We start from the raw sequence: 26057 nt of genomic DNA, 5'->3' as shown, positions 1-26057 counted from the left end.
AAACCAAGGCTTGCGAAATTTCCGGTGATTGACAGGGAAGGAGCCAGCCGGAGCCGGCTCCTTCCGTCTCGCTTAGTTGCAGGGATTGATGGTGAATCCCTTGCGATAGTCTGCGAGATGCGCCTCTCGGTCGGCCGGGCTCATCTCCCGCAGGGTGAGCAGCGGGCTCTTGAGAATGTGGCCGCGGACATCGTCGAGCGTCCACATCTCTTTCTCGTCGAAGCGCAGGTGCGGTTGGGCGACCAGGGTCTTGCCGTCCGTACGCACGAAGCCCAGATCCTTGATGGCGTCGGCGATATCCACATTGTGATAGACGCTTTCCCACTCGCGGCGGCCACTGAACCGTCCCATCGCCGGGGTCGGACGACCCTGATACTCGCCGGCGAAAGCTTCGACCGCCGTCCAGCGATCGATCTCGTGGGCGAAGGTGTAGAGCTTGCCGTCGATCTCATCCGTGACGATGTCCTCTCGGATCAGGCAAGGCACCAGGCACGACCAGCAACGATGCGGATAGACATAGCCGACATCGCTGTTGAAGAGGATGTTGGTCTGCCCGCGATGCGACAGCTTCTCGTACCACTTCCAGAACTCGCCGAACTGAGCGTACCAGCCCGGGTACTTGTGCTCGAACCACTCGAAGTCCTTGTCGGTCTGAGCCTCGATGCGCCAGAAGTTCGCCGACCAACCGACTGCGAAGAACTGCGCGACCTTGTGGACGTAGTGCTTCTCGGTCAGCCGTTTCCAGGCGGTCTGCACGTCGTCATGATGGATCTTGATGCCGTACTTCTCGAGCGGCAGCATGTAGGTCCGATAGTAGTCCTCGAAGATCCAGCGGTGCCACATCTCCGCGTAGGACTCCTTGGTCTTGTCGCGGTTGGTGGTGCCGTACTCGATGAAGGTTCCGATCGCGGCGTCGACGATGGCGTGGTTCTGCCAGAAGGCATAACGCATGTCGCGCTCGAGCAGCAGATGGTTCTCCGGCTCCTTCAGCATCGACATCAGCATCGAGTGGCCGTTGCCGATATGGCGGCTCTCGTCCGACTGAACCGAGAGGAAGACGGTCGGCAGCGCGTAGTCGCCGTTGCGGGCGGCTTCCGACGGCATCGCGACGAACAGCGTATTGGTGAACGCGGTCTCGGCAACCACGGTCAGGTAAACGTTCGCTGACGTGATCGCGTCACCGGTGATGAAGCCTTCACCGAACTGACGGCCGATGGTGGTGGCGTAGCACTTGCCGAACGCCTCTTCGGTGATGTCGAACCCGGCCGGGTCGATGTAGTTCTCCATGTACCATTTCTTCAGGTTCATCTGGATCGTCGAGTGGCGAAACTCGTCGACCATCTGCATGGTGAAGCCAGTGCGGAGATCCTCGCCGGGCGCAAGACGTCCAACCATGGCCATCGACCGTGCAGCGGAGATTTCCGGGAACGGGATGATCGCCAGGAACAGCTTCATCCACTCGACCCATCGCGGCTCGACGTTGCGGAACATGTCGCCGCGCAGGGCAGCATCGAGCGCGCCATAGACGCGGTTGTCCTTTTCCTCCTGCATCGGGAAATAGGAGCGAAGGACCTGCTTCATCGGATCCTTCGGCGCCTTCGCGATCTTGTAGTCCGTGGGGAAGGTCATCGCTTCCTGGACGTAGGAAGGATTCCACCCGAGGTCCGCAATCTTCTTTGCAGCCTCGCCGACGGAAATGCCGCGCTGGGCGGTGATCTTGTTGAGTGTTAACGTTCCAGACATCTAGTCTATCCTCCTGATCGGGTCAGAGACCACTTCGATATTCCGCCTGCCCAGGACCTCGACGGGCCGGGCAGTGCTTACCCGTGCGTTACGGGCCACCTCGCGGCCGCTCGCGCGACCGGACGTTTGATATCGGCAAGGGTCTAGGATGACTGCGGAGCACCCCGGGGATGACAGGGGCGATCTTCGGACCCAGCGGCCCCGATCGCAAATGTCCCATCCCGCCTGAAGTGCGCCTTCAGCTGAGCATCCCCTTCCCTCGTTCTTTTCGCGGCTCGCCCCAGACGGAGCAGTCTGCGTTGTTGTGCCCAGGAGCTTTGCAATGGGCGTGCCAGCACGTCTTGGGGCCCGGCCAAGTGATTTCCAATTGGGTAAGTGGGAAAATGAGCGAAGGCAGAGACGTCGCAATGCTTCGGTCGCAACTGACCGAGATGCAATTTGCGACATGAATTGCAAAATGAGAATCTCAGCCGCGCATGATTGCGCCGCAACATTTGCGTCGCAATATCGATCGGTCGGCTTGTTTGGATACTGAAATTACTTTGTTCGCCGTTAATCGAAGCGTGTTTCGGGACAGGCAACCATGCAGCTTCGCACTTGGCGATCGCCGTTCTTGCGAGCTGGTTCGTTGTGGACCCGCTTGAACTAGCGATAATCGTCCACAGCGGCTGAGTTCTTTGGTTGCCCAACTCTCGACATCCAGCGTCCGGAGTAGAGGGCGTAACAATCATGATCGCAAAAGGGCAATCCGGTACTAAATTCTCTCAGATAGTTTGCGTGAATTGGCTCGCAGCAAAGCATGCAAAACGTTTTTTGACATGGCGTCCTGCCGTTCACCAGGATGAACCTCACGTGGCGCCTCCCAATGCGAAGCATGACAATGCCACCATGTCGTCGTTGAAAACCTAGACGGCTCGCAACCAGCGGAGCCATCTATGGTCACCCTCCCTACGTACTCTGAACCGGTCGACGCACTTACTGGAGCAAAGCGCCGTTCGCCAGCAGTAGTAACGGATAAGGCCAAACTTTCCGCCGCAGACGGCGCAGCAACTCGCTGAGCCGTGGTGAGGATTCTTCGAGCTCTTGCCCATTCTGGCCTCCTGTCGATATCAATCATTCTCCGAACTTCCACACAGCACCGCGATCACACGCGAAGTGCGGCGTCGGCGATGGTGCTGGCTTGCCAAGTCTCGCGGCGGATACGGACGCCAGGCGCAAGAGTTTGTCGCTGATGTGCGCCTGAAGGCGAAGCGGCTCGTTCTTGGCCGTATCGGTGTGCTTCGCCAGGGAGTACCTGCACAGGAGGTGTGCAACGGGCGTGCCAGATCGATCGAAGGCCTCTTTCGGATCGTCTCCCGAGCAGCGGAAGACGGAGCTGGGCAACATGGGGTATTGGCGATATCGCCCTGAGACCGGTCGCGTTGCAAATTGCGACGACGATGCAAAATGAGACGCTGTGCGACCCGCGCGAGTATTCGTCAGCCCGCGGCGTTTGCGCTGCAACATGGGCAGTCCGCGCGGATATCTGGGCGCAGACGGAGAGACGTCAGATCCATCGCGAGGAACGCATTCTCGCGATGGATGACGCTGTCCTGAATCAAGGAATTAAAACAGCACGTCCATGAATCTTGCCGGCGTTGAGATCGTGCAACGCCTTGTTTGCATCCGCCAGACGATATTCGGCGGTTGCGAGCTCGACCAAGCCTCGATCCGCGAGTGCCATCAACTCCGTTAGCTCGGCCCACGTGCCGACCAGATTTCCGATGATGTTCTTCTCGGTAATCACCATGTCGACGGTCGGAACACGGATGTCCTCACCATAGCCGACAACGTAATAGCTGCCCATCGGGCGGGTCATCGCCAGACCTTTGGATGTCGTGCCCTTTTCGCCGACGAAATCGATCACCGCTTCCGCGCCGTTTCCGGCAGTCAGAGCCAGCACTGCTGCCACTTCGTTGCCGTCAGCCTTCACCAGATGATCGGCGCCTGACTTTTCTGCCAATTTCAGCGACTCTTCGGACTTGTCGACGACGATAACGTCGGCCGCACACATCGCCTTGAGACACTGGATTCCGATGTGGCCCAATCCACCAGCCCCGATAACGACGCAGGATTCGCCCGGCAGAAGGTGGCGCGTGGCCTTCTTGATTGCGCGATAGGCCGTAAGGCCCGCATCCGCGTAGGGCGCCACATCCTTCGGAGCAAGCGTCCGCGGCAGCGGCACGATGTTGCGTTCCGAGGTGCAAAGGAATTCTGCGTAGCCACCGTTGCAGTCGAGACCTGGAAAAGTGCCGGGACCGTGCATGTCGAAGCCACGGCGACAGGCCAGACAGGTGCCGCCGGTGATCTTCGGATGAACGATGACCGGGTCGCCTCTCTTCAGGCCGTCAACTTCCTTGCCAACCTCTTCGATCCAGCCCGCATTTTCGTGTCCCATGATGATGGGTAGCAGTTTATCGCCGGTCGGATCCATGTGCGGCTTCCAGACGCCCTCGATGATATGAAGATCGGTCCTGCATACGCCAGCGCCGCCGATACGGACGATGACGTCCGTCGATTTTGTCAGCTTGGGATCAGGCACTTCTTCTTCGCTGACCCACCGGTCGTTGGACAGCTTTTCGTCATACGCTCTCAATACTTGGGCTCTCATCATCTCCTCCGTCTCCCAGCGAACTTCGCTTCGCTGTGGGCGATCGGGGCCTCAGCATTTTTCGTGCCAATAGACTTTACTGGGTGCTCGACTAGGCGCCTTTGAGGCGGGCGCAGCTTCGTTGCATCGCACCACAAGTATCATCACTCACCGAGGTACAGCCGGTGACATTTAATCGGCGCGGTTGAAGCTGAAGGTGGTTCGCGGAATTTGCATTCTGGAGTGCGAAAGCCGCCATGTCCTCTCGATCAATCGGGACATCGGCGACCCCTTGAGCATCGCGCGGTGAGGCCGGGCGGGAAATTTCGCAACTACTCGGTTTCCAAACCAAGGACCTTACGGCGGATGAGCGGAGGCACGCTGCAACGATGAAGCCGCAATCGCGCGCGCGCCGCTCGTTTTGATCGGAACGATCTCGCTCTTCCGCCCCGCCGAGTCCGGCGCGAGCTGCCGACCGAAGACGAGAGAGTTCCGTCCAGGCCAACGCGGCCCGGATCCATCTTAGCCTTTCGGCACCATCGACTTTGGCGGCGACCTTCATCGCCGCTGCGGCCTGGCGCTCGGGATCGTACTCGATGTCCACGGCCGCAAGGATAGTCACCGATCGTAAACGATCACGCCTCGATGGGACCCGTAAGAGTCCGGGTTACAGACGCGGCAGCGTTTACGTCATCCGAACCCAGGCGCCCTTGGATGCCGAGGACTTCACCGCGGCATCGATGAACTTCACGCCTGCCAGGCCATCCTCAACCGTTGGGAAGACGACCTCGGGACCCGGCATTTCGCCGACTCGTGCCGCGCGGATGGCGCGCGCTGCCTCGGCATAGATTGTCGCAAAACCTTCCAGGTAACCCTCGGGATGGCCGGAGGGGATGCGGGTGACGCGGCTCGCCTCGCCCGAAGCGCCGGCGCCACCGCGCGTCAGGAGCTGCTTGGCCTGGCCGTAGGGCGTGAACCAAAGCTGGTTCGGATTCTCCTGCGCCCATTTGAGACCGCCCTTGCTGCCATGGACGCGCAGCGTGAGGCCGTTCTCATTGCCGACGGCGACCTGACTCGCCCATAGCATGCCCTTGGCGCCGCCCTTCCATTTGAGAAGGATCTGGACATCATCGTCGAGACGCCGCCCCTCGACAAAGGTCGAGAGTTGGGCGAGCAGTTCGTCGAGCTCGAGCCCGGTGACGAAGCAGGCAAGATTGTAGGCGTGAGTGCCGATGTCGCCGATGCACCCGCCCGCGCCAGACCGCGCCGGATCCGTGCGCCACGCCGCCTGCTTGTGGTCGCTTGCTTCCAATCGCTCCGTCAGCCAATCCTGGAGATATTCGGCCTGCACCAGCCGGATCTCGCCGAGCTCGCCATTCGCGATCATGGCGCGGGCTTGTCGGATCATGGGATAGCCGGTGTAGTTGTGGGTTACCACGAACACCCTGCCCGTCTTCCTGACCAGCGCCACCAGCTCCTCGGCCTCGGCAACGGTCGTCGTCAGTGGCTTGTCGCAGATGACGTGGATCCCGGCTTCAAGAAAAGCCTTAGCGACCGGGCTGTGCATGTGGTTCGGTGTCACGATCGAGACCGCCTCGATGCAGTCCGCTCGGGCGGATTCAGCCTTCACCATCTCTTCGAAAGAGCCATAGGCCCGATCATCGGCGATGCCGAGCTCCTTCGCCGATGTCCTGGCGCGAGCTGGATCGGACGCGAGCGCGCCGGCGACCAGCTCGAACTGGTCGTCGATGCGAGCGGCAATGCGGTGGACGGCCCCGATGAAGGCGCCCTGTCCGCCCCCGACCATGCCGAGCCGAATTCGAGCATGACGACCGGTCTCGTTGCTTGCCTTAATTGTCATTTGCTCCTCCCGCTCAGCACAGGCCCAGCATTTTGCGGTTCGCTGCGTCGTCAGTGCTGGAGCCAGCGAAATCGTCGAAGGTCTTCTCGGTTACGTGGATAATATGGCGCTTGATGAACTCCGCGCCCTCGCGCGCGCCTTGCTCGGGATGCTTCAGAGCACACTCCCACTCGAGCACCGCCCAGCTCGCGTAATCATGTTGCGTGAGTTTCGAGAAGATGGCGCCGAAATCGACTTGGCCATCGCCGAGCGAACGGAAGCGACCGGCACGGTCGACCCAGCTCTGGAATCCGCCATAGACGCCTTGGCGGCCCGTCGGATTGAACTCGGCGTCCTTGACATGGAAGGCCTTGATGCGCTGGTGATAGATGTCGATGTAGTCGAGATAGTCGAGCTGCTGCAGCACAAAGTGCGAGGGATCGTAGAGCAGGTTCGCGCGATTGTGGCCTTTTACTCGATCGAGAAACATCTCATAGGAGACGCCATCGTGAAGGTCCTCGCCGGGATGAATCTCATAAGCGAGATCGATACCGTGCTCGTCCGCATAGTCTAGGATCGGCTGCCAACGCTTGGCGAGCTCGTCGAAGGCCGCTTCGATCAGGCCGGCCGGGCGCTGCGGCCATGGATAGACGTACGGCCAGGCCAGCGCGCCGGAAAAGGTCGCCTGCACGGCAAGGCCGAGCCGCCTCGAGGCCAGGATCGCGCGCTTGACCTGGTCGACGGCCCATTCCGTGCGGGCCTTGGCATTGCCACGCACCTCGGGCGTCGCGAAACCGTCGAACGCCGCATCATAGGCCGGGTGAACGGCAACGAGCTGGCCCTGGAGATGGGTCGAGAGCTCGGAGATCGCGAGCCCGTGGCGCGCTGCGATCCCTTTCACCTCATCGGCATAGTCCTGCGACTCCGAAGCTTCTTTCAGGTTAAAGAGCCGACCATCCCAAGTCGGAATCTGGACCCCCTCGTAGCCGAGCGAGGCGGCCCATGCGCACATCGAGTCGAGGGAGTTGAACGGCGCCGCGTCGGCAGCGAACTGGGCGAGGAATATCGCCGGTCCCTTGATCATCTTCATCGAATGTTCCTTCTCCCTGCTTCGGCAGGGCAAGTCGGCCAAGCACGATACTCAACCAGACCTTGCCTCCCCTGACCAGTCCCAGGCGTGAGATGGAACGGTCCACAGCAGCCATTCCCAATCGGCCGGGTCGTCCGTCTCAGAACATCTCCTCGGCCAGTGCGTCATGGCGTCGGTGTGGCGGTAGACCGGCTTCCCGCAGTCGCCCGAAGATGCTGCTCGCGATCAACAGAACGTGCGCGATCGGTTTTAGACCAGGTCGCCGAAGCCGATCGTTCAGCTGCGCAAGGCTGATGCGCAGCGCCCGTGCCGCCGCCGAGACATTGCCGCAAACCCGCACCAGGGTCGCGTCATCTGGGAGCTCCTGAAGAGATGGCCGACATCGATCGCACCGCCCTCGTCGGCATCGACACGCCCGTGCCCGATCAGGCTCTGCAATTCACCGATGCTCCGAGGAGAGGTTCCCGCTTAAATTGAATACCTCCATATGGGAATCATTAGCTTGCGAAACAGCGTTCACAGCTCCAATCCATTGTTGGAAGGATCGGACACCCGTCATCTGAAACTGCCTCATCGACCGCAACGACCTCCTCTCCCGGATCGACGCACACCCGACAAGGTCGTAGCTATACACCCCGAAGTCCAACAAACAGCGTTTCGAATTCGGTATCTGCCCGATAGAAAACCGCGGGCCGCCCCAGCGGCGCCTCGATCGATATTTCTTGGCCGCCGGCAAATGACTGGCCCGTCCAGACGTGAATCCAGTCGGCCCCCGCCGGAAGATAGAGCTTCCGCTCATCTTGTGATGCCTGCCAGACGGGTGCGACCAGCACGTCCCGACCATAGAGATAGCAATCCTGAACGCCGTAGGTCCGCCGGTCTTCCTCATGATGCAGGAACAACGGGCGCTGGACCGGGAGGCCCCGGCGAGTTGCTTCCAGCGACAAACTCCTGAGATAAGGCGCGAGGTGAACGTAGATCGCGGTCATCCGAGCGAAATGCGAAAGGACCGCCGGGTCGCCATCGATCTGCAAATTGTCATGGGGCCTATTGCCTTCGTGGCTACGCATCACCGGCGTGAATGCCGCCATCTCGGCCCAGCGCATGAGGAGTTCGGGCGTGCGGACATTTCCGAACAGGCTCGTATAGCCGCCGATATCGGAATGGTGAAACGAATTGCCGAGCAATCCTGATGACAGGGCGGCGCAGATGACCGTGACCAGCCCGTCATGCCGCGAAAAGTCAACCGATTGATCGCCGGCCCAGAGCAACGGGCACGACTTCTGTATACCCGTGAAGCCAGCCCGCATGAAGAACACTGCCTCACCGGTCCGGCCGCGACTCGCCACCGCCTTCGCGTTGACTTCAGCCCATAGCGTTGGCCAATGGTTGTGTGCAAGCCTTGCGTCGGTCCCGTTGGCGAGACGCACATCAACCGGTAGATACTCGCCGAAATCGGCCATCCAGCCGGACAAGCCATAATCGAGCATCCTCGCGCCGATGATCTCTTCGGAAAACCACGCCGCAGCGTCTGGATTGGTGAAATCAACGATACCGCAGAGAAATTCTCCGAAATCGATCAGGGCAATTCGCCCTGAAGCATCCTTGACGAAGTAATCCGCAGCCTCAGCCTCCTTGAACAGGACGCCATCCTCGCAGAGATACGGATTCACATAACCGAGGAAGTGGATGCCCTCGCTGTTTAATTCAGCGATGTGCTGTCGCAGGCCGGGATACCGCATCTCATTTGCCTGCCAGTCCCAGAACAGTCGCGCGCCGAAGGCAGTCGGCCGAATCCCGACCCAATCCTCGCACCACAGACCGGCAACCTTGACGCCCTCTTCACGTATCTTTGTGAGGCGATTGAATGAGTTTGCTCCATCCTTCAGGCCGATTATCGCACCGTTGTAGATCCACTCCGGAAGTGGTGGCTGGCGCCCAAAACGGCTGGACAGGATCTCTACCAGTTCGACGAACGATGGCGCCGCAAACAACTCGATGCGCTCCGGAACAGCCCAGACCTCGATCTCGTGAAACGAATTATCGCGAAAGTCGAAAGCGCTGAAGGCGAATGTTCCGACGTGAAGCGCATAGCGCGCCGAGGAGACATAAGTCGGCTGGGGATAGTACGTGTGATAGTAGTCGCCGCCCGCTTGGCCCGCCGCGTCCGCCTTGAATGTGATCTCGGTGGTCTTGTCGCGCCCGACGCCTGGTTCCGAGCTCCACAACGGAAACCGCCGCCCGCGCAGGTCAAAGTAGGAAAATTGCTCGCCTCCGCCCCAGACGTTCTCGTCCCGGTCGGCAACAAGCCGCAGCCAAAATCGATTTACGGACGGATCAAGGGCCCGTAGCACCAGTGCATTGCCCTCGAGCGTAACGCCAAGGCGCGGGGGGTGCCCCTTGGCGGCGGCAAGCACGATCGTTTCTCCATCTATCTCGGCATGCGCTAGCGGACAGCGTTCGGCGAGGCGATCCTCAATCTCGAAGTGACCGCGATGCATCGTGATGCCATCGTTCCCCTGGCCGACAAAGAAGCATGGCGCTGCGGCACTGTGTGTGAGAACCCGGCGGCCACAAATGGAAACCGCGAAGCCGGATTGAGTCGTCTCAAGTTTCAAGTCCATTGCTCTTCGCCCCTTCAGGTCAGGCCAGCATCGACGACGAAGTTTGCTCCTGTGCAGCCCGCACTCTCGTCGGAGGCGAGGAACAGCGCTACGCGCGCAACGTGCGTGGCATCGAGTCGAAATTTGAGCGCCTGGCTCTCAATGAACTTCTGATTACTTTCGGGCGTTGCCCATAGCCGCAATTGACGTTCGGTCACGATCGCGCCCGGCACGATGCAATTGACGCGAATGCCCGCTGGGCCCAATTCGCGGGCAAGCGTCTTGGTCATGCCGTTGATTGCGGCCTTCGCCGCTGTATAGCCGACCATTCCCGCGACCCCGCGCATCCACGAGACTGATCCGAACATGATGATCGCTCCGCGGCCGGCCTCGATCATCCGCCTGCTCACGGCCTGGCTGGCAAAAAACTGATGATCGAGGTTTAACGCCAGCGTCCTCCGCCAAGCCTCAGGGCCAACGTCGGCCATCGCGTGACGATCATCGCGGGCGGCATTGTTGATGAGCACTGCGACCGGTCCATACTTGTCCTCTACGCGCACGATCGCGGAGCGGAGCGCCGCTATGTCGGTGATGTCGCAAGCAATGAACTCCGCTCCCGTGGCGGCAGCGGTCGCCGGCCCCGCCTCCTGGTCGATGTCGACGAAAGAGACGATCGCACCTTGGGACGTAAAGGCCCTTACCATTTCGGCGCCGATTCCAGACGCCCCACCAGTAATCAGCACGCTGCGACCAGCCAATGAGGCATAACGAACCGAATCGTAAACTGTCATTCCGGGAACCTTGTTCAGCCTTGGACATCAGAATCGAACGCGGCTTTTCGATACCCGGACCATCGACACGCATCGCGAACAAACCGCTGCTCAGTGGATACCAGCGCAGCAGTTCTTCGCATTCGATGGCCGCGATCGAGCATCGTTGCTGGACCTCATCCCTTGAGGCCGCCCGCGGTCAGCCCCGAAACTACGCGCTCCTGGAAGATCACAATCAGGATGGCGACAGGCACGATACCAACGACGAGCGCTGCGGATATGACCGGCCACGGAAACGCAAACTCTCCCTGATAGAGCTGGATTCCGACAGGCAGCGTCCGCAGCCCCGGATTGGAGTTGAACGATAGGGCGAGCAGGAATTCGTCCCAGGAGTTGACAAAGGCAAGGATTCCGGCGGTGAACACGCCGGGTGCCGAGAGTGGAACCACCACCTTGAAAAGCGCGCCAAATCGCGTACAGCCATCAATCATGGCAGCATTCTCCAAATCGCGCGGAATCGCTTCGAAGAAAGACGTCAGCACTAGGGTGCAGACCGGCAGGCTCAGGACGGTGTAGGGCAATATCAGCGCCGTCCAGGTGTTGAGCAGATTAAGTGCACGCATCGTCTCGAACAAGGGCACCAGCAGCGTCACCAGCGGAAAGGTTGAGACCGCGATGATGACAGACATGATCAATCCCCTGAACCGGAGATTCAGCCGCGCAAGCGCATAGGCCGCCAGAACCGAGATCAACAGGGTCAACACGGTCGAGAGCAGCGCGACCATGACGCTATTGAACAGGAACGTGAGCAGCGGTTGATCGGAGAACGCCTGGCTGTAGTTCCGCAGCGTCGCCGCGTGCGGCAGCCAGGTGATCGGCTTCAGCGTGAGCTCCGCCTCGGTCTTGAACGAGGTCAGCAGAATCCACAGCGCCGGGAACAGGCCGTTCACGACGAGAATGAGCGCGGCGATGGCCCGCAGCGGTTTGCCGGACAAGACCGAGCCGGGAGCGGAGAAGACAGACGTGCTCATGATGCGGACTCGCTGCCGCGGATCATGCGCAGATAGAGCGCCGTGACACACATCGAAAGGCCGAACATCACCACCGCAAGCGCCGATCCGTAACCGAGGTCGAGAAACGACACGGTGTTCTGATGGATGTACATAGCCAACGTCGCAGTTGCGGTGCCCGGCCCGCCCCCCGTCATCATGTACGGAATATCGAAGGTCTGCAGGGCAGTAATCGTGCGGAAGATCAGCGCCACCACGATCGTGGGCTTTAGCAACGGCAACGTGATCTCGAAGAACTGCCGCACACGCCCTGCCCCATCGACGTCCGCGGCCTCGTAAAGCGAACGCGGAATGGTCTGCAATCCCGCGAGAATGATCATTGCCATGAAAGAGGAAGCCTTCCAGATGATGGCGAGGCAGATCGCGGCGAAAGCGAGACGCGGCGAATTGAACCAGATCACGCCCGGCAGGCCGATCCGATTGAGCACGTCGTTGACCACGCCGTATTCCGAATGGAAGAACCATGCGAAGATCAGCCCCGCGAACGCAAGCGGCAGCGCCCACGGAATCAGGAGCGAGAGCCTCACCGGCCATCGCATCTGGAACGGCAGATTTGCGAGCAGCGCAAGTCCGAGCCCGACCAGTAGCGCGCCGGGCACCGTGATCAGCGTGATCAGGATCGTGTTCCAGGTCGCCTGCCAAAAGACGGGATCGTCCAGCATCTGCTGAAAGTTCGCGAGTCCGGCGAAGCGCGCCGGCAGGCCCGACGTCAGCGACAGGTCGAGGAAGCTCGTGTAGATCAGCCGGCCCACCGGGTAGACGATCATCACGCTGAGCAGGATCGCGGCGGGCGCCAGGAGCAATACGGCAAGCGTCGTTTCGTCCGGATCGAGCCAGCGCGACAACCTCGCACGTCGCGCATCGACGCGACCGGCTGCGTTCTTGGACGTGGATGTCATCGCCGTTAAGTCCGATCCGGATTGCACACAAGACGACGCAGCAGTTCGCGACCGCGAGCGGGATGCGAAACACACCCGCTCGTCGCCGGATCATGCCTTAGCGGAGGATCCGCTTCAGACGAGCCTCGATCTGGGCTGCGCCGTCCGCCGGCGTGGTCACGCCCGCAAGCACAGCGTTGACCGTGGTCCGGATCGCTTCACTGACCTCGTTGTAACGCGGCGTCACCGGACGTGGCTTCGCGGTCTCAACAATCGGCTGAGCGTCGGCGAACCACGGCACCGCCTTGATCACGTCCGCGTCCTTGTAGAGCTTGCCGTAAGTCGGCAGCAACGAGCCCTTGATGGCCATGATTTTGGAGACTTCGGGACTCGACAGATATTCGACGAGCTTCTTCGCCTCCTCCTGATGCTTGGAAAAGGCAGAAACGCCCCACTCCCAACCTCCGAGGCAAGTCGCCTGTTCGCCGCCGGTGACCGCCGGGAGCCGCGCGACGCCGACCTTGCCGACCACGGCAGAGTCCGCGCCCTGCGTCATGGCCCAGGCGTAGGCCCAGTTCACCGCGAAGACGACGTTGCCAGCCTGGAATTCCTTGCGCGTATCGTCGGTCGCAACCTCGGCAATGTTCTTCTTGGCGACACCACTATCGGCGAAGTTCTTCCAAAGCGCGAGCGATTTCGCAGCGGCCTCACGATCGAAATCGAACTTGCCGTCCTTCACGACCACCTTGCCCTGGCTCCAGTATGGTACGAGGAATGTGCAGACCGCACCTTCGATCGCCTTGCCCTGGAACGAGAGACCCTGCAGACTCGGATTCTGCTCACCATCCGCGATCTTCTTAGCGGCGGCAGCGAGCTCGTCCCAGGTCGTTGGCGGCTGGAGCCCGTATTTGTCGAGCAGGTCCTTGCGATAATAGAGGAACATGGAATCCGCAAAGGCGGGGAGCGCCACCACCTTGCCGTCAACGGTGTTCGCCTCGGCATAAGCGCGGAGATAAGACGACATGTTTTCGCTTGCGATCGGGCTGGTCCAGCCCGCAGCCGCAAATTGCGCCGGCCGTATGACGTCGAGCATCAGCACATCGAGCGAAGAGTCCTTCGCCGTGAGGACCGTGTTGAGATATTGCGCCTGCAGATCCGAGGTCGCGCCGCCCAGTTCGATAGCAACTTTGACGCCCGGATTGCGCGCTTCGTATTGATCGAGCACAGTGCGCCAGATGCCGGGCTGCCCCTGGCTTGTGACGAAGATCTTCAACGTGGTTTCGGCGCACGCGCCGGTTGCGAAGGCGAATGCTCCGAACCCGAGCAGCAATCCTGCTATCCTTGAAATGCGCTCCAAATTCATGCCGTCCTCCCGAATAAGACCGCCGCTTGCTCGCGACGTTACTGGCTTGTGGTTGATGGCCTCGCTGCGCACCTGTTAGTGCAAGGCACGCTCCGTCTCAGCATCGAACAGATGGATCTTCGCGGGGTCGAGGCCCAGCTTGAACGCCTCTCCGGGTCGCGGGCGCAACTCGGGCGGCAGCCGCGCGGTCAAAGTCGCGCCGGCCACCGAGAAATGCACCAGCGTATCGGAGCCGAGCGGCTCGACGACCTGAACCTCGCAATTCAGGCCGATATCAGACGTCCCGGATGTGAAATGCTCGGGCCGGATGCCAACGATGAATTCGCGCCCATCGGCCGCCGAGATTCCGGTGCCTGTCAAAGCCGCCAGGGGCAGACGGTTGCCGTCGGCGAAATCGAGATAGCCATGGGCAGCCCTGGCCTTGGCGAAGTTCATCGACGGAGAGCCGACGAAGCTGCCGACGAAGACGTTGGCCGGATTGTTGTAGACCTCATCGGGCGTTCCGATCTGCTCGATGTCGCCGCCGCGGAGGATGACAATGCGATCGGCCAACGTCATCGCCTCGACCTGATCGTGGGTTACATAGACGATGGTGGTCCCGATCGTCTGGTGCAGCCTCTTGATTTCCGTGCGGACCTGACCGCGCAGCTTCGCGTCAAGATTGGACAGCGGCTCATCGAACAGGAACACCTGCGGCCGCCGCACGATGGCCCGCCCCATCGCAACCCGCTGGCGCTGTCCACCGGAGAGCTGTCCCGGCCGCCGGTCGAGAAGATGGGTGATGCCGAGCATCTCCGCCGCGCCCCTGATCTTTGCGTCCGCTTCCCCCGCGTTCACGCCCCGCACCTTCAGGCTGAACCCCATGTTCTCGCGCACCGTCTTGTGCGGGTAGAGCGCGTAGTCCTGGAACACCATAGCAATGTCGCGCTCACGCGGCGGCAGATCGTTGACGATACGATCGCCGATCCGGATCTCGCCGCCGCTGATGCTTTCGAGTCCGGCGATCATGCGCAGCGTCGTCGATTTGCCGCAGCCCGACGGACCAACCAGCACCACAAACTCGCCGTCGATGATCTCGAGGTCGATGGCCTTGACGACGCGAAACGCACCGTAGCTCTTCTCAAGCTTGCGAAGGCCGACCGAAGCCATGAGTCCCGTTCTCCCGTCCCGCATCCCTACGGCCGTTGAGGCCGCGGCGCAAATGGTAGCGCTACGATTTTTTCAAATCAACAACCCAGAAAACGCCCCGCCATCTTCAGCTCAAGGCGGCATATATATTTGATTTAGCTCGTGCTTTTTCCTGACGAGCAGAATGTGATTGTATCGCGACAGAGCCTCGGCTAGATAGCAGCGCTATTATTTTGGAGCTACCAGGGGAATGGCGGCACCAAAGCCCACACGCACCCGGCGCAAGATGCAACGGGTCACGATCATGGATGTGGCGGCGCGCGCCGAGCTCTCGCCGTCCACGGTGTCCCTCTATTTCAGAAAGCCCGATGCGGTTTCGGCGGCGGCGAGTGAGTCGATCGCACGCGCCATCGAAGCGCTCGACTACGTGCCGAACCTGATGGCCGGCGGCCTCGCTGCGGCCTCGTCGCGCGTCGTGAGCATCGTTGTGCCATCTGTCCGCAATGCATTCTTTGCCGAGACCGTCGCGGCCATGCAGGAAGAGCTCGGCAAGCAGCGACTGCAGATGATGCTCGGCCACACCGAATACAAAGAGCACGACGAGGAAGGTCTGGTCCGCACAGCACTGTCCTGGGCTCCCGCCGCCATCGTCTTGACCGGCCTCTCCCACAGTGTCGCGACGCGCCGGCTGTTGCGTGATAGCAAGGTGCCGGTTGTCGAAATCTGGGAGCTCGGTTCCCAGACTATGGACATGGCGGTCGGTTTTCACCACGACCAGGTGGGTCACGCCGCCGCGTCGCATCTCGTTCAGCGAGGACGCAAGCGATTGCTGTTTCTTGGCGCCCGCCTGCACGAGGATCGTCGCGCAGCACGGCGCGCCCAGGGCTTCGTCGAGACGGCGCGGAAAATTCCGGACATCACTGCAGAGATCATCCAGCATCCTGCGCCGGCGAGCGCCGAGGTTGGCGCCATGCTGCTCGGCGAGGCCCTGCATCGCTTTCCGAACGTGAATGGGATTGCCTGCTCCAATGACCACATCGCCCTCGGCGTGATCTTCGAGTGCCAGCGCCTCGGCATCGCAATCCCCGACCGCCTGTCGGTGGTGGGCTTTGGCGACTTGAGCTTCAGCGCAGCTTCGAATCCGTCCTTGACGACCATCCGCCCGCCCGGCGACCTGATCGGGAAGGAAGCCGCGCGGCTGATCATCGCAAGGATCTTGCACTCCGACGGCGAGCCAGCACAGACAGTCATCGATACGCGTTTCACCCTGCTCCACCGGCAGAGCAGTTAAGTGCTCGCCCTCGCAACCCAACTTCACAGTCACATCACTCGAAAATGCGGCCATCGGCACTTGCGGTCGATCGATTTTTCTTGATCTCCCGGTGCGCAGGGCGCCTTCTAACCTTTTGAAAGATTTGAACTCTCACTCCAACCCATCATGGGCAAGCTTGAGCTAGCTCCAGCAACCGATGTCCAATCAGAGCCCTTGCAATCCAACAATGACAACGCAAAGACCGCGCCTTTGCGCAATTGGGGAAGGATCGCAAAAGGGGCGTGGGTTTTTGAAGCCCAACCCTGCGACAGATGATACCGCCGCAGGCGGCTTCGCTTAATCCCGCTCTACAGGTCCGATCAGCGCCGACTGCCGGCTCGATTAGTCTCGCTCATTTCGGCCCAGCCGTTGGCGACGTACTCTGGAGCCTGCCGCAGCACCTTGATGGGATTTGCGCAACTTAAACCGGTCGTGGAAAACCTCCGCCTCCAGTTGCTGTTGCAGTCCGGGCCGCCGTCGGCTTCATTTCAGATTTTAAATAAGATTGGAGAATGCGAGATGATGGATGTCAAGAGTCGCCTTTAATGCTAATTGACAGTCGTCAAGCGCATGGCTTACGGCTTCCGCAAAGAGATATTTTCTTCAAAATTTGCGCTGCATTGCTCGGAAATTCATGATGAGACGATGACTCTGCACCAGCCCCTGAGCGATGGCGTACCCGCCGCCTCCGATCTATCCGCGCTTGCGATCGACCGTAGCGCTGACTCGCGGCGTCGCAGACATTTGCGCCGCATCCTGGTGCGGGTCCTTCTACTCGCCATGCTTGTCGGCATCGGGGTTGCAACATGGGTGTGGCGCCGGCATGCGCAGATCGTCGTCGAGACGGCGGTGGTCTACTCTGTCTACCCGTCGCAAGCGCTGACACTGTTGAACGCGACCGGGTACGTCGTTGCGCAACGCAAGGCGTCCGTCGCCTCGAAGGCGACAGGCCGTCTCGAATGGTTGGGTGTACTCGAAGGCAGCAAGGTGCACGAGGGTGAGGTGATCGCCCGACTCGAGAGCAGCGACACGCAAGCGGTGCGCGACCAGGCAGCCGCTAACGTGCAGGTTGCACATGCCAACCTCGCCCAGGGGCAGGCGGAGCTCACGCAAGCGGAAATCGCGTTCAGGCGCTCCGCGACCCTCGGCGAGAAGAACATCATAAGCGAGTCGACGCGCGAGACCGCTGAGGCACGCCTCGCCAAGGCGCGAGCAGCGTTTGCTGGGTATGAGGCCGCCATCGCCGCTGCACAGGCCAATCTCCGCGCGTCCGAAGTTGCCGTCGGCCAGACCCTTATCCGAGCGCCCTTCGACGGCGTAGTCCTCACGCGGCACGCCAACGTAGGTGACACGATCACACCGTTCTCGCAGGCGGTCGACACCAAGGGCGCGGTCGTCACCATCGCCGACATGGACTCGCTTGAAGTGGAAGCCGACGTGGCGGAGTCGTCGTACCTGAGCATTCACGTGGGGCAACCGGTGGAGATCCAGCTGGACGCGATCCCTACCGAGCGCTTCGAGGGCGTGGTTAGCCGGATGGTACCGACCGTGGATCGTGCCAAGGCGTCTACCCTCGTGAAGATCCGATTCGTGCAGCGGGACTCGCGGATGCTTCCGGATATGAGCGCCAAGGCGGCTTTCCTTGAGCGTGAAGTCGCCGAATCAGAGCGCAAGCCTGTTCTTGCAGTGCCGATGGCGGCGGTCTTCGAGGTGGATGGACGACAGCACGTCTACGTAATCGAGGACGGCAAAGCTCGTCTGCGGCGCGTGGATCTCGGCACGAAGGTGGGCGACCAGATCGAGGTACGTGACCTCAACGCCGGCACGCGAGTGGTGATCCGACCGCCGGAAGATCTTGTCGACGGGCACGCAGTCAAGCAGGCCGCGAAGTGACCGTCCTTCGCGTCTCCGACGCGCCGACCGGGGAAGATGTGCTTATCGCGCTGAGCGACGTGAGCAAGAGCTACCGGCGCGGCGGGCAGATCGTCCCAGTCCTTTCCAAGCTCACATTCGACATCCGTCGTAAGGAGTTCCTCGCCTTGATGGGCCCGTCGGGGTCGGGCAAGTCGACACTGCTCAACCTGATCGCTGGCATCGACAGTCCAGATCACGGCTCCATCGAGGTGGGTGGCGAGGACATCACGCTCCTCCCGGAAGCCGATCTCGCCGACTGGCGCGCGGCAAACGTGGGCTTCATATTCCAGTTCTACAACCTGATGCCTGTGCTCACGGCGCTGGAGAACGTCGAGTTGCCTCTCACGCTCACCAGCCTAGGGCGGCGCGACCGCCGAGACCGCGCGCAACTCGCGCTCAGTCTCGTTGGCCTGAGCGATCGCGTCAAACATTTGCCCTCGGAGCTTTCGGGCGGACAGCAGCAGCGCGTGGCGATCGCCCGGGCGATCGTCACCGACCCCACGATGCTGGTGGCCGACGAGCCGACGGGCGACCTTGACCGGCAGTCCGCGGAGGAGGTGCTCGAGATCATGCAGCGGTTAAACCGCGATCTGGGCAAGACGATCGTGATGGTGACACATGATCGCCGCGCGGCTGCGCGTGCGAGGCGCATCATGCATCTGGAGAAGGGCGATCTTTCTTATCTGGTGGAGCAGCGCCTTGAGTGAGTGCCAATCATGAGCCAATGGCTCACGCTCGTGGCGCGAAACGTCTTGCGCCACCGGCTCCGTACGTCCCTGACGCTCGTCGGGCTCGTAGTTGCGATCCTCGCCTTTGGTTTGCTCCAGACCGTCGTCAAAACCTGGTACGCGGGGGTGGATGGCGCCGTTCCTTCGCGGCTGCTAACCCGCAACGCCATCTCTTTCACGCTGCCGCTGCCACAAGCATATCACAAGCGCATCGGCGCTGTCGAAGGCGTGCGGCGCGTCACCTACATGAACTGGTTCGGTGGCGTCTACAAAGATCCGAAAAATTTCTTTCCCCAGTTTGCGATAGATGCCGCGAGCTATCTCGATATGTACCCCGAGATCCTTGTTTCGGACGAGGTGCGGCGCGCCTTCCTGCGCGACCGCCGCGGCGCGATCGTAGGACGCAAACTCGCCAAACGCTACGGCTTCAAGCCAGGCGATGTGATTCAGCTACGCGGGACCATTTTCCCCGGTAACTGGGAGTTTGTGATCTGTGGCGTCTTTGACGGCCGAGACCCCAAGACCGATACCTCGCAGCTTTTCTTCCGCTGGGACTACCTGAACGAAACACTACGTGTGCGCTCCAAGGCACAAGCTGACCAGGTTGGCTTCTTCGCTGTAGACGTTGTCAGCATTAATCTCGTTGCGGAAGTCAGTCAGGCGATCGACGATGTATTCCGAAACTCGCTTGCCGAGACGCTCACCGAGACCGAGCGAGCTTTCCAGATCGGTTTCGTGAAGCAGACCGAGGCGATCCTCATTTCCATTCGTATCGTCTCGTTCGTGGTTATCTTTATTATCTTGGCCGTTATGGCAAACACCATGGCGATGACGGCGCGCGAGCGACTCCGCGAGTATGCCACGCTGAAGGCCATTGGCTTCAGCCCCGGCTACGTCGCACGATTGATCCTTGGGGAATCCGTGGCCATAGCATTGATCGGCGGCACGATCGCCATCGGGCTCACGCCCCCGGTTGCCGCGCGCCTTGCCGAGCTCTCCGCGACGCTCTTCCCATCACTGATCGTGAGCGTCAACACTGTCATATTGCAGGCACTTTCGGCGTTGGTGGTCGGGGTCCTCGCCGCGGTCTGGCCTATGCGCCGGGCAGCCCGTGTCAGCATCGTCGATGGTCTTCGAGCGTTGGGCTGACCATGCCGCTGCTGCTGGCCTACAGCTTGCGTAACCTGTACGTGCGCAAACTCACCAATTTGCTCACCGCGACAGGCATGGCCCTCGTGGTGTTTGTCTACGCTGCCGTGCTCATGCTTGACTCCGGACTCAAGCAGACGCTCGTTGCAACCGGCGAGGACACGAACGTCATCTTCGTACGCCGCTCTGCGGAAGTCGAGATCCAGAGCCTGATCGACCGTCGGCAGGCCAGGATTATCGAAAGCCAGCCCGAGGTTGTCATCGGAGCCGAAGGCGCGCCGCTTGTATCGAAGGAATCGGCTGTGCTGATATCGCGGCCAAGGCGCGGGGGTAAGCAGGCGAGCAACGTTTTGGTCCGCGGCGTTGGCCCAGCCGCTCTGGCCGTACGTCCGCAGGTGCGGCTCGCCGAGGGGCGCATGTTTCGTCCGGGATCGAACGAGATCGTGATCGGCAGAGCGCTCGCGGGGCGTTTCGAAGACGTCGAGATTGGGTCGAGCCTCAGGTTTGCTCACCGGGAGTGGAAGATCGTAGGTCGCTTCGACGCGGGCGGCAGCGGCTTCGATTCCGAGATCTGGGGCGATAGCGAGCAGCTCATGCAGTCGTTTCGGCGAGACTTTTTCTCTTCGGTCACGGTGCGGCTCGCTGATCGCTCCAGCTTTGATACGCTCAAGGCGCGCCTCGAAGCGGATCCCCGCCTTACCATCGAGGCCAAGCGCGAGCGCATCTTCTACGAGGAGCAGTCACGCCTGCTCTCCGGGTTCATTCAGATGCTCGGGATCACGCTCTCGGTGATGTTCTCGCTCGGCGCGGTCATTGGCGCGACGATAACGATGTACGCGGCCGTGGCCAGCCGCATGATGGAGGTGGGGGTCCTCCGGGCGCTCGGATTTCGGCGCTCGCGGATCCTCGTTGCTTTCCTTGTCGAGGCGCTGCTGCTCGCGCTCGTCGGCTGGGTTGTTGGGCTTTCGTTCGCATCGCTCATGATGCAGGTGAAGATCTCGACGCTCAACTGGACGTCGCTCTCCGAGCTCGCATTTCGGTTTGTGCTGACGCCCGAGATCGTGCTGCGGTCGCTCGTCTTCGCGCTCGTGATGGGCTTCCTCGGCGGCTTCCTGCCGGCCGTACGGGCCGCCCGTATGAAGATCGTCGACGCGCTGCGCGTCGCTTGAGCGTTGCAGCGACCGCTTTGGCCGCCACGGTGCATCTTCGCTCGCCAAAGTAATCGATCAAGCTCCACGTTCCATGCGCCAAGTCTTGGCCGAGGCGCGCTATCTGCTTTGTTGATCGATCATCGTCAACTGACCGTCCCGCACAGGCCCATATCCGCGAGCGCATCGCGCACGAATGACGCCAACTCGGCGCGGGTCGTTGCGAGGTCTGGCACGTAGCCGGACACGGTAACGAACAGCCGTTCGCCGACACGGTGGCTCAGGATAAATAGCACGCCACCCAGCCGTTCAAGCTCCGAGGCTGTATGACGCTCCAGAGTGGACATCTGCAGAAGCAATGCCTCGCCGCAGGGGCGGTTCATGTCCAGCGGCACTTCGCCGACAAGGCTGCATCCAACGGGCAGGTCCGCCGCCCCGAGCGCCTCCCGCTCCAGACGACGCGCCAGCCACGGCGGCACATACGGAATCAGCGGAAACAACGGCGACAAGTCGTCACCGTGCCGGATCAGCGAGGCCAGCGCAGCCTTGAGATCTCGCTGTAAAGCGCGCGGATAGTTGCGGCAAGCATCGGGGTCCGCCATCACCGTGATCGACCGCAGCGCGTTGCCGCGTCGGTCATTTGAATGGCGGTCGCTGACCGGTAGCACCAGCTTCACGCGCCCTGAGGCGTCCACGCGGCCCATCCGGAAAGCGAGCCGTGCTGCGAACGCCATGATCAGCGTGTTACTCGCCACGCCCAGATCCGACGCATGCTGTTGGCACGCTCCTGCATCCAAGACCACCTGCACGAGCGGCACATCCGCTGCCGGCTCAAAGTGGTCGTGGCTGCTTCGAGCGCGCGAGCTCGAACGCGACAAGCCCGCCCTCCCCTTGCGCGACCGCCGCACGAGAGCCACCAGAGCGCGCCAAACGCCAGGCAAGGCGCGCAAGCTCTCAACGCTGTCGCGCACCAGCATCACTGGAGACCATCGCCAAGATGGGGCCGGGAATCCATGGTCGAGACGTCGACCAGCCACCGCGTCAGCGATGGCCCGATTGGCAGCTTGCATGTCAGCGATCGTGTGCGACACCAGCATCGTCAGCGCGCAGCCACCGCCCTCCAGCGCTTGGACTGCCAGGCGCCAGCCTGGTCCGTGCTCGGGATCCACAGGTAGATCGACCAGCACGCGTCGCAACTTGGGCAGACACTCGTTGGGGAGCGGGTCGCGAAACCACGTCACAGGGCCCGGCAGAGGGTTGGCCACCCAACGGTGCCGCCCCCATGGCAGTGGTGAACGCTGCAGAAGACGTCCTAGCAACCCTAGTGCGAGGCGCTCGCTGAACTGTCTCACGGCGGCTTCATCGATGGCGTGCGGACATAACCAGGTGAAATGCAGCGCTGGTCCGCGTCCGAGCGCGCGCAATCCGACGAATGAGCCTTGGTCCATGTAGCACAGAACATCGTCCGCGCCGGGGTCGCTCGCCCCGCCGCCGCGTCCGCGCAGTTTGTTGGCAGAAGAAGGGCTCACCCCTCAATCCCCCTGGTTCTTTGCTGCGGGATGCGGGCGGGTTCGAGCACGCTGACAAACCCGCCAGGCGAAGATCGCCAACCGCCATGGGGATGACACTCGACCGGAAGCGGGTTGACAACGATGAAAACACTGCTCGCGCGTGCGGTTGTCTCGCGCATCTGTGGTGTGGCGGTTAAGAGTCGCAGTCGGTCAGGATAAAATCGAAATGCGGAATCAGCACGAGCCCCTCCGCTATGCGGCTGAATAGTCGTTGTACTTCAGAAGGCTGGGATTGCCGCAGAAAAGCGATCTCTTGCCACCCCTACCGACCTATCAATCGTACGTCAATTTAACTCGATTTTGAATACGCTGATCCTTTATTGGCTGAGAATCCACATGCAAAACCAGCCCCCGAGGGTCGCTGGGATCAGGCGTCAATGATCGCATCGAGTCCAAAGTCGGCGAGCGTTCGCGAAACCACCAGGCGAAGTTTGTCAATCGTGGTCGGTGTGTGTCCCAACTGGCAGGCCTCGATGCAGAGGGAAACGGTCTTGTCGTAGCGCGAGGCCACGACAACGAGATGGCCGTGGGAACGCTCCAGGTCTTGGCGCGTGACGTTGACATCCACAGCTCGTGTCAGCATGTGGCGGCACGGCGCGCCGTCGATGCGCGCGAGTCCGTCCGGCAGCAGGCCGAGGTCGGAACAGCTTGCTGGCAGCTCATCGGCATAATTGAACAGCCGGTTCAAGAGCGTCTTTGCGGTGGTGCGCGGCATCCAAGCGATGGCGGGTAGGAACGACGCCAGTACATCGGTCTGATTTTTCCTCGCGCCGCGAAGCAGCGCCTTCCGCGACGCATTCACGGGCCCCAGGTTCGTGGTCAGGCCTGCGGGCGCGACGTTCATCATATGGAATTCGATCGCCAGCGCTCGTTCGTCGTCCGGCCCACGCCTTCGGTTTATTGGGACAAGCAGACTGATAGCGCCGTCAGAGAAACGGCGGCGCCCCAGATGCGATGCCAGGGACGCCACGAAGCCCGGCAGCAGTGTATTCAAGCCACCACCAAGCCGCTGCTCGCACGCGAGCCAGACACGCGCTTCAACAGTCACCACAACAGCCGGAAGCTCCACGATCGTTGATGGGTCGTGATCTGCTTCGGCGGCTGTAACGGCCGGCCTCTGTATAGGGGCGGCGGGCCCGTGCCAGTTCGCGCGCGCAATCCGAGCGAGTGCGGCAACCGTACGCGGAGCGTCGGCGATGATCTGCCACGCGTCCGATACGCACCCGGACAGCCGCCCGCGGGCGCCTTTAGGCAAGTACGGGCTCGGGACGCCCGTGCCGTTTACGGCAGCCTCGATAGCGCGCAAGGCTCCCATTCCGTCGAGCAGGAGATGCGATCCGACGATGCTCACGGCTGTGCTGCCATCGTCGAACGGCTGGATGGCCATTCGCACGGCCGGGCCTATGACAGGATCTATGGGCGCGCGCGCGTGCTGGTTAGCCCACTGCAGCAGCCGCGATCGTGGCAGCAGGTCCGAACTCTGCTCAGGCAGAATGGGCGCCCCGGCCGGCTTCACCCAACGAGGCCTTCCCCACGGCAAGGGTGACGGCTCAATGAGCCGATTGAAGGACAGTGCGGCGAGCCGTTCATTTGTTCGCGCCAGCGCGGCGAGGTTCACGTCACGGTCATAGAGCCAGAGGCATTGCATCAACTGGCTCCGGCCAGTGACCCTAAACAATTCGTAGGCCAGTTGGTCCAGCCAGGCGAGGCGGTGCCGCGCGTATGTCGCGGCGCCGGGCGTGCTCGTCTCAAGCATCGAAAAACTCGCCAGCGAGTTCGTAGTCAGCCAAGAGCCGTTCGACGAGCGCACGAAGATGCTGAGGCTCCGTTACCACGCCCGGCTGGTAGGTAACGAAGCTCAGGGCGATAAATCCGGGTATGACGCCGGCGAAGAGTGTCGCCACACCTTGACGCGCCTCGATCGCGCGGCGCGAGACCGGACGGTCGATGCCGCGAGCGCAGATTCGATCAGCCGCAGCGCCATCGATCTGGAGCACGTCCTTGGGCAAGTAGCCCAAGTTCGAACAGGTGACCGGCAGGTCAGCGAGCGCGCCAAGCGCCAGATGGCTGGCAGCCGAAAATGCGCATCTAGGCACAAAGGGCACCAAGGGCAGCAGTGTGGCAAGTCGATTGGGTTCGCGTCTCGTCCGCAGCAGCGTTGCCCGCAGACGTCGCTGCAACGTATGCAGGCGCCCGCGCGGTTCGTCGACACGCACCTTCAATGTGGCAAGCGCGACGCCGTTCCCGCCCGTGTGCGACAGACCCTCTCGCTGATTCACGGGCATCAACAAGGTCACATCATCGTCACGGACGCGACCGAGCGCCTCGGCAAACGCCGCTGTTATCGCGGTCAGGAGCGTGAGACGGTTCGCACCCAGGCTCTGTGCTCTGGCGTCCCAGACGGACGTGGGCACGCGTATGAAGGCCGACGGAAACACGACTTTCCGGTCATCTGCGCTTGTCACGACTGGCGATGCGGCGGGCGTGTTGTACTTGGCGCGCGATGTGTATGCTGTACCGGCCAGCTGGGCGAGCGCCCGGAGCGTCGCTGGTGCGTCCCGCACAATGCGTTGGAGTTCGGCACCCAGTGATGCCGCGGCGCGGGGCGCTGACCAGACTGACCATGCGGGATAGGCTGGAGGCCGTCGCTCGCCGCGCGCGGCTTCGCTCACGGCTATTGCGGTCGTCAGTCCGTCCGCGATGCAGTGCGACACCACAAGCGAGACCACTGTGGAGCCGTCGGTGAAGGTTTGGATCGTTAGGGTCCATGCTGGCCCGCGCACAGGGTCCAAAGGAAGCTCCACCTGCGCGTCGGCCCATGCCTGCATCGCCTCAGGGGCAAGCGGCGCCTCCGCGACAGCCAGAGCAGCCGACGGGGGTGGCGAGCTGACCCATTGGTGCCGTCCGAACGGAAGCAGCGCCGGCCGGATCAGCCGCGCCAGATGACCGTGCGCGAGATTGTCACGGAACCGTGTCAGCGCGTCCAGGTCTACGGGCCGCAGATAACGCCACAGCACCTGAATAACCGCATGCTGCCCAAGTGAGGTATGCGCAAGGTATATGCTTTGATCGGCGAAGGACACGAAGGGCGGCGACATACTCGACAAGTTCTCCGGGTGAG

The 26057-nt window shown here is 61.6% G+C and carries 18 protein-coding genes; 5 read left to right on the top strand and 13 right to left on the bottom strand.

Annotation, left to right across the window (positions count from 1 at the left end; genetic code table 11):
• Positions 1–72: 72 nt before the first annotated feature.
• The 10 genes from GPL20_RS21765 to GPL20_RS21720 form a co-directional block, all read right to left on the bottom strand.
• Positions 73–1743, bottom strand: coding sequence for an aromatic/alkene/methane monooxygenase hydroxylase/oxygenase subunit alpha (locus tag GPL20_RS21765; protein ID WP_157331545.1), 1671 nt, complete (start codon positions 1741–1743; stop codon positions 73–75).
• Between the two features lie 1597 nt (positions 1744–3340).
• Complete coding sequence (locus GPL20_RS21760) at positions 3341–4393, bottom strand: NAD(P)-dependent alcohol dehydrogenase (protein WP_157331567.1); 1053 nt, start codon at positions 4391–4393, stop codon at positions 3341–3343.
• A gap of 664 nt (positions 4394–5057) precedes the next feature.
• On the bottom strand, positions 5058–6233 hold the full coding sequence (locus GPL20_RS21755) for a Gfo/Idh/MocA family protein (RefSeq protein WP_157331544.1): 1176 nt from the start codon (positions 6231–6233) through the stop codon (positions 5058–5060).
• Between the two features lie 13 nt (positions 6234–6246).
• Positions 6247–7302, bottom strand: a complete 1056-nt coding sequence (locus GPL20_RS21750) for a sugar phosphate isomerase/epimerase family protein (RefSeq protein WP_157331543.1) — start codon at positions 7300–7302, stop codon at positions 6247–6249.
• Positions 7303–7928: 626 nt separating this feature from the next.
• On the bottom strand, positions 7929–9926 hold the full coding sequence (locus GPL20_RS21745) for an alpha-glucosidase (protein ID WP_256557359.1): 1998 nt from the start codon (positions 9924–9926) through the stop codon (positions 7929–7931).
• Positions 9927–9940: 14 nt separating this feature from the next.
• The gene (locus GPL20_RS21740; protein WP_157331542.1) at positions 9941–10696 is read right to left on the bottom strand and encodes an SDR family NAD(P)-dependent oxidoreductase; all 756 of its coding nucleotides are present in this window, start codon (positions 10694–10696) and stop codon (positions 9941–9943) included.
• Positions 10697–10851: 155 nt separating this feature from the next.
• Positions 10852–11706, bottom strand: a complete 855-nt coding sequence (locus GPL20_RS21735) for a carbohydrate ABC transporter permease (protein ID WP_157331541.1) — start codon at positions 11704–11706, stop codon at positions 10852–10854.
• Complete coding sequence (locus tag GPL20_RS21730) at positions 11703–12644, bottom strand: carbohydrate ABC transporter permease (protein ID WP_157331540.1); 942 nt, start codon at positions 12642–12644, stop codon at positions 11703–11705. Before GPL20_RS21730 ends, GPL20_RS21735 begins: the two co-directional genes overlap by 4 nt.
• Before the next feature lie 97 nt (positions 12645–12741).
• Positions 12742–13986 (bottom strand): ABC transporter substrate-binding protein, encoded by a 1245-nt coding sequence (locus tag GPL20_RS21725; protein WP_157331539.1) that lies wholly within the window; start codon positions 13984–13986, stop codon positions 12742–12744.
• Positions 13987–14061: 75 nt separating this feature from the next.
• Positions 14062–15135, bottom strand: coding sequence for an ABC transporter ATP-binding protein (locus GPL20_RS21720; protein ID WP_157331538.1), 1074 nt, complete (start codon positions 15133–15135; stop codon positions 14062–14064).
• A gap of 229 nt (positions 15136–15364) precedes the next feature.
• On the opposite strand from GPL20_RS21720, the gene GPL20_RS21715 reads away from it, so the two are divergent.
• The 5 genes from GPL20_RS21715 to GPL20_RS21695 all read left to right on the top strand — a co-directional run bounded on the left by GPL20_RS21715 (position 15365) and on the right by GPL20_RS21695 (position 21386).
• Positions 15365–16405: a LacI family DNA-binding transcriptional regulator gene (locus GPL20_RS21715; protein ID WP_157331537.1), complete on the top strand. Its 1041-nt coding sequence runs from the start codon at positions 15365–15367 to the stop codon at positions 16403–16405.
• A gap of 573 nt (positions 16406–16978) precedes the next feature.
• A complete protein-coding gene (locus GPL20_RS21710) occupies positions 16979–18319 on the top strand; it encodes an efflux RND transporter periplasmic adaptor subunit (protein WP_246250798.1) in 1341 nt (446 codons plus the stop codon).
• Positions 18316–19047 carry an ABC transporter ATP-binding protein gene (locus GPL20_RS21705; protein WP_254125146.1) on the top strand — a complete coding sequence of 244 codons (732 nt, stop codon included), beginning with the start codon at positions 18316–18318 and terminating at the stop codon, positions 19045–19047. The genes GPL20_RS21710 and GPL20_RS21705 overlap by 4 nt, the downstream gene beginning before the upstream one ends.
• A gap of 9 nt (positions 19048–19056) precedes the next feature.
• The gene (locus tag GPL20_RS21700) at positions 19057–20217 is read left to right on the top strand and encodes an ABC transporter permease (RefSeq protein ID WP_157331536.1); all 1161 of its coding nucleotides are present in this window, start codon (positions 19057–19059) and stop codon (positions 20215–20217) included.
• 2 nt (positions 20218–20219) lie between these two features.
• Positions 20220–21386, top strand: coding sequence for an ABC transporter permease (locus GPL20_RS21695; RefSeq protein WP_157331535.1), 1167 nt, complete (start codon positions 20220–20222; stop codon positions 21384–21386).
• Positions 21387–21511: 125 nt separating this feature from the next.
• Here GPL20_RS21695 and GPL20_RS21690 read toward each other — a convergent pair whose 3' ends face one another.
• The 3 genes from GPL20_RS21690 to GPL20_RS21680 form a co-directional block, all read right to left on the bottom strand.
• The gene (locus GPL20_RS21690; protein WP_157331534.1) at positions 21512–22894 is read right to left on the bottom strand and encodes a hypothetical protein; all 1383 of its coding nucleotides are present in this window, start codon (positions 22892–22894) and stop codon (positions 21512–21514) included.
• Between the two features lie 409 nt (positions 22895–23303).
• Positions 23304–24692: a hypothetical protein gene (locus GPL20_RS21685; protein WP_157331533.1), complete on the bottom strand. Its 1389-nt coding sequence runs from the start codon at positions 24690–24692 to the stop codon at positions 23304–23306.
• Positions 24685–26034, bottom strand: coding sequence for a WS/DGAT/MGAT family O-acyltransferase (locus GPL20_RS21680; protein WP_157331532.1), 1350 nt, complete (start codon positions 26032–26034; stop codon positions 24685–24687). Before GPL20_RS21680 ends, GPL20_RS21685 begins: the two co-directional genes overlap by 8 nt.
• Positions 26035–26057: the final 23 nt, after the last annotated feature.

It is taken from the genome of Bradyrhizobium cajani, assembly GCF_009759665.1.
Classification (GTDB): domain Bacteria; phylum Pseudomonadota; class Alphaproteobacteria; order Rhizobiales; family Xanthobacteraceae; genus Bradyrhizobium; species Bradyrhizobium cajani.
This window is presented reverse-complemented; position numbering and strand designations above follow the sequence as displayed.

Bases quoted from the DNA above. Each gene is read 5' to 3' on its own strand.
- GPL20_RS21765 (WP_157331545.1), bottom strand. From the start codon at position 1,743: ATGTCTGGAACGTTAACACTCAACAAGATCACCGCCCAGCGCGGCATT.
- GPL20_RS21760 (WP_157331567.1), bottom strand. From the start codon at position 4,393: ATGAGAGCCCAAGTATTGAGAGCGTATGACGAAAAGCTGTCCAACGAC.
- GPL20_RS21755 (WP_157331544.1), bottom strand. From the start codon at position 6,233: ATGACAATTAAGGCAAGCAACGAGACCGGTCGTCATGCTCGAATTCGG.
- GPL20_RS21750 (WP_157331543.1), bottom strand. From the start codon at position 7,302: ATGAAGATGATCAAGGGACCGGCGATATTCCTCGCCCAGTTCGCTGCC.
- GPL20_RS21745 (WP_256557359.1), bottom strand. From the start codon at position 9,926: ATGGACTTGAAACTTGAGACGACTCAATCCGGCTTCGCGGTTTCCATT.
- GPL20_RS21740 (WP_157331542.1), bottom strand. From the start codon at position 10,696: ATGACAGTTTACGATTCGGTTCGTTATGCCTCATTGGCTGGTCGCAGC.
- GPL20_RS21735 (WP_157331541.1), bottom strand. From the start codon at position 11,706: ATGAGCACGTCTGTCTTCTCCGCTCCCGGCTCGGTCTTGTCCGGCAAA.
- GPL20_RS21730 (WP_157331540.1), bottom strand. From the start codon at position 12,644: ATGACATCCACGTCCAAGAACGCAGCCGGTCGCGTCGATGCGCGACGT.
- GPL20_RS21725 (WP_157331539.1), bottom strand. From the start codon at position 13,986: ATGAATTTGGAGCGCATTTCAAGGATAGCAGGATTGCTGCTCGGGTTC.
- GPL20_RS21720 (WP_157331538.1), bottom strand. From the start codon at position 15,135: ATGGCTTCGGTCGGCCTTCGCAAGCTTGAGAAGAGCTACGGTGCGTTT.
- GPL20_RS21715 (WP_157331537.1), top strand. From the start codon at position 15,365: ATGGCGGCACCAAAGCCCACACGCACCCGGCGCAAGATGCAACGGGTC.
- GPL20_RS21700 (WP_157331536.1), top strand. From the start codon at position 19,057: ATGAGCCAATGGCTCACGCTCGTGGCGCGAAACGTCTTGCGCCACCGG.
- GPL20_RS21695 (WP_157331535.1), top strand. From the start codon at position 20,220: ATGCCGCTGCTGCTGGCCTACAGCTTGCGTAACCTGTACGTGCGCAAA.
- GPL20_RS21685 (WP_157331533.1), bottom strand. From the start codon at position 24,692: ATGCTTGAGACGAGCACGCCCGGCGCCGCGACATACGCGCGGCACCGC.
- GPL20_RS21680 (WP_157331532.1), bottom strand. From the start codon at position 26,034: ATGTCGCCGCCCTTCGTGTCCTTCGCCGATCAAAGCATATACCTTGCG.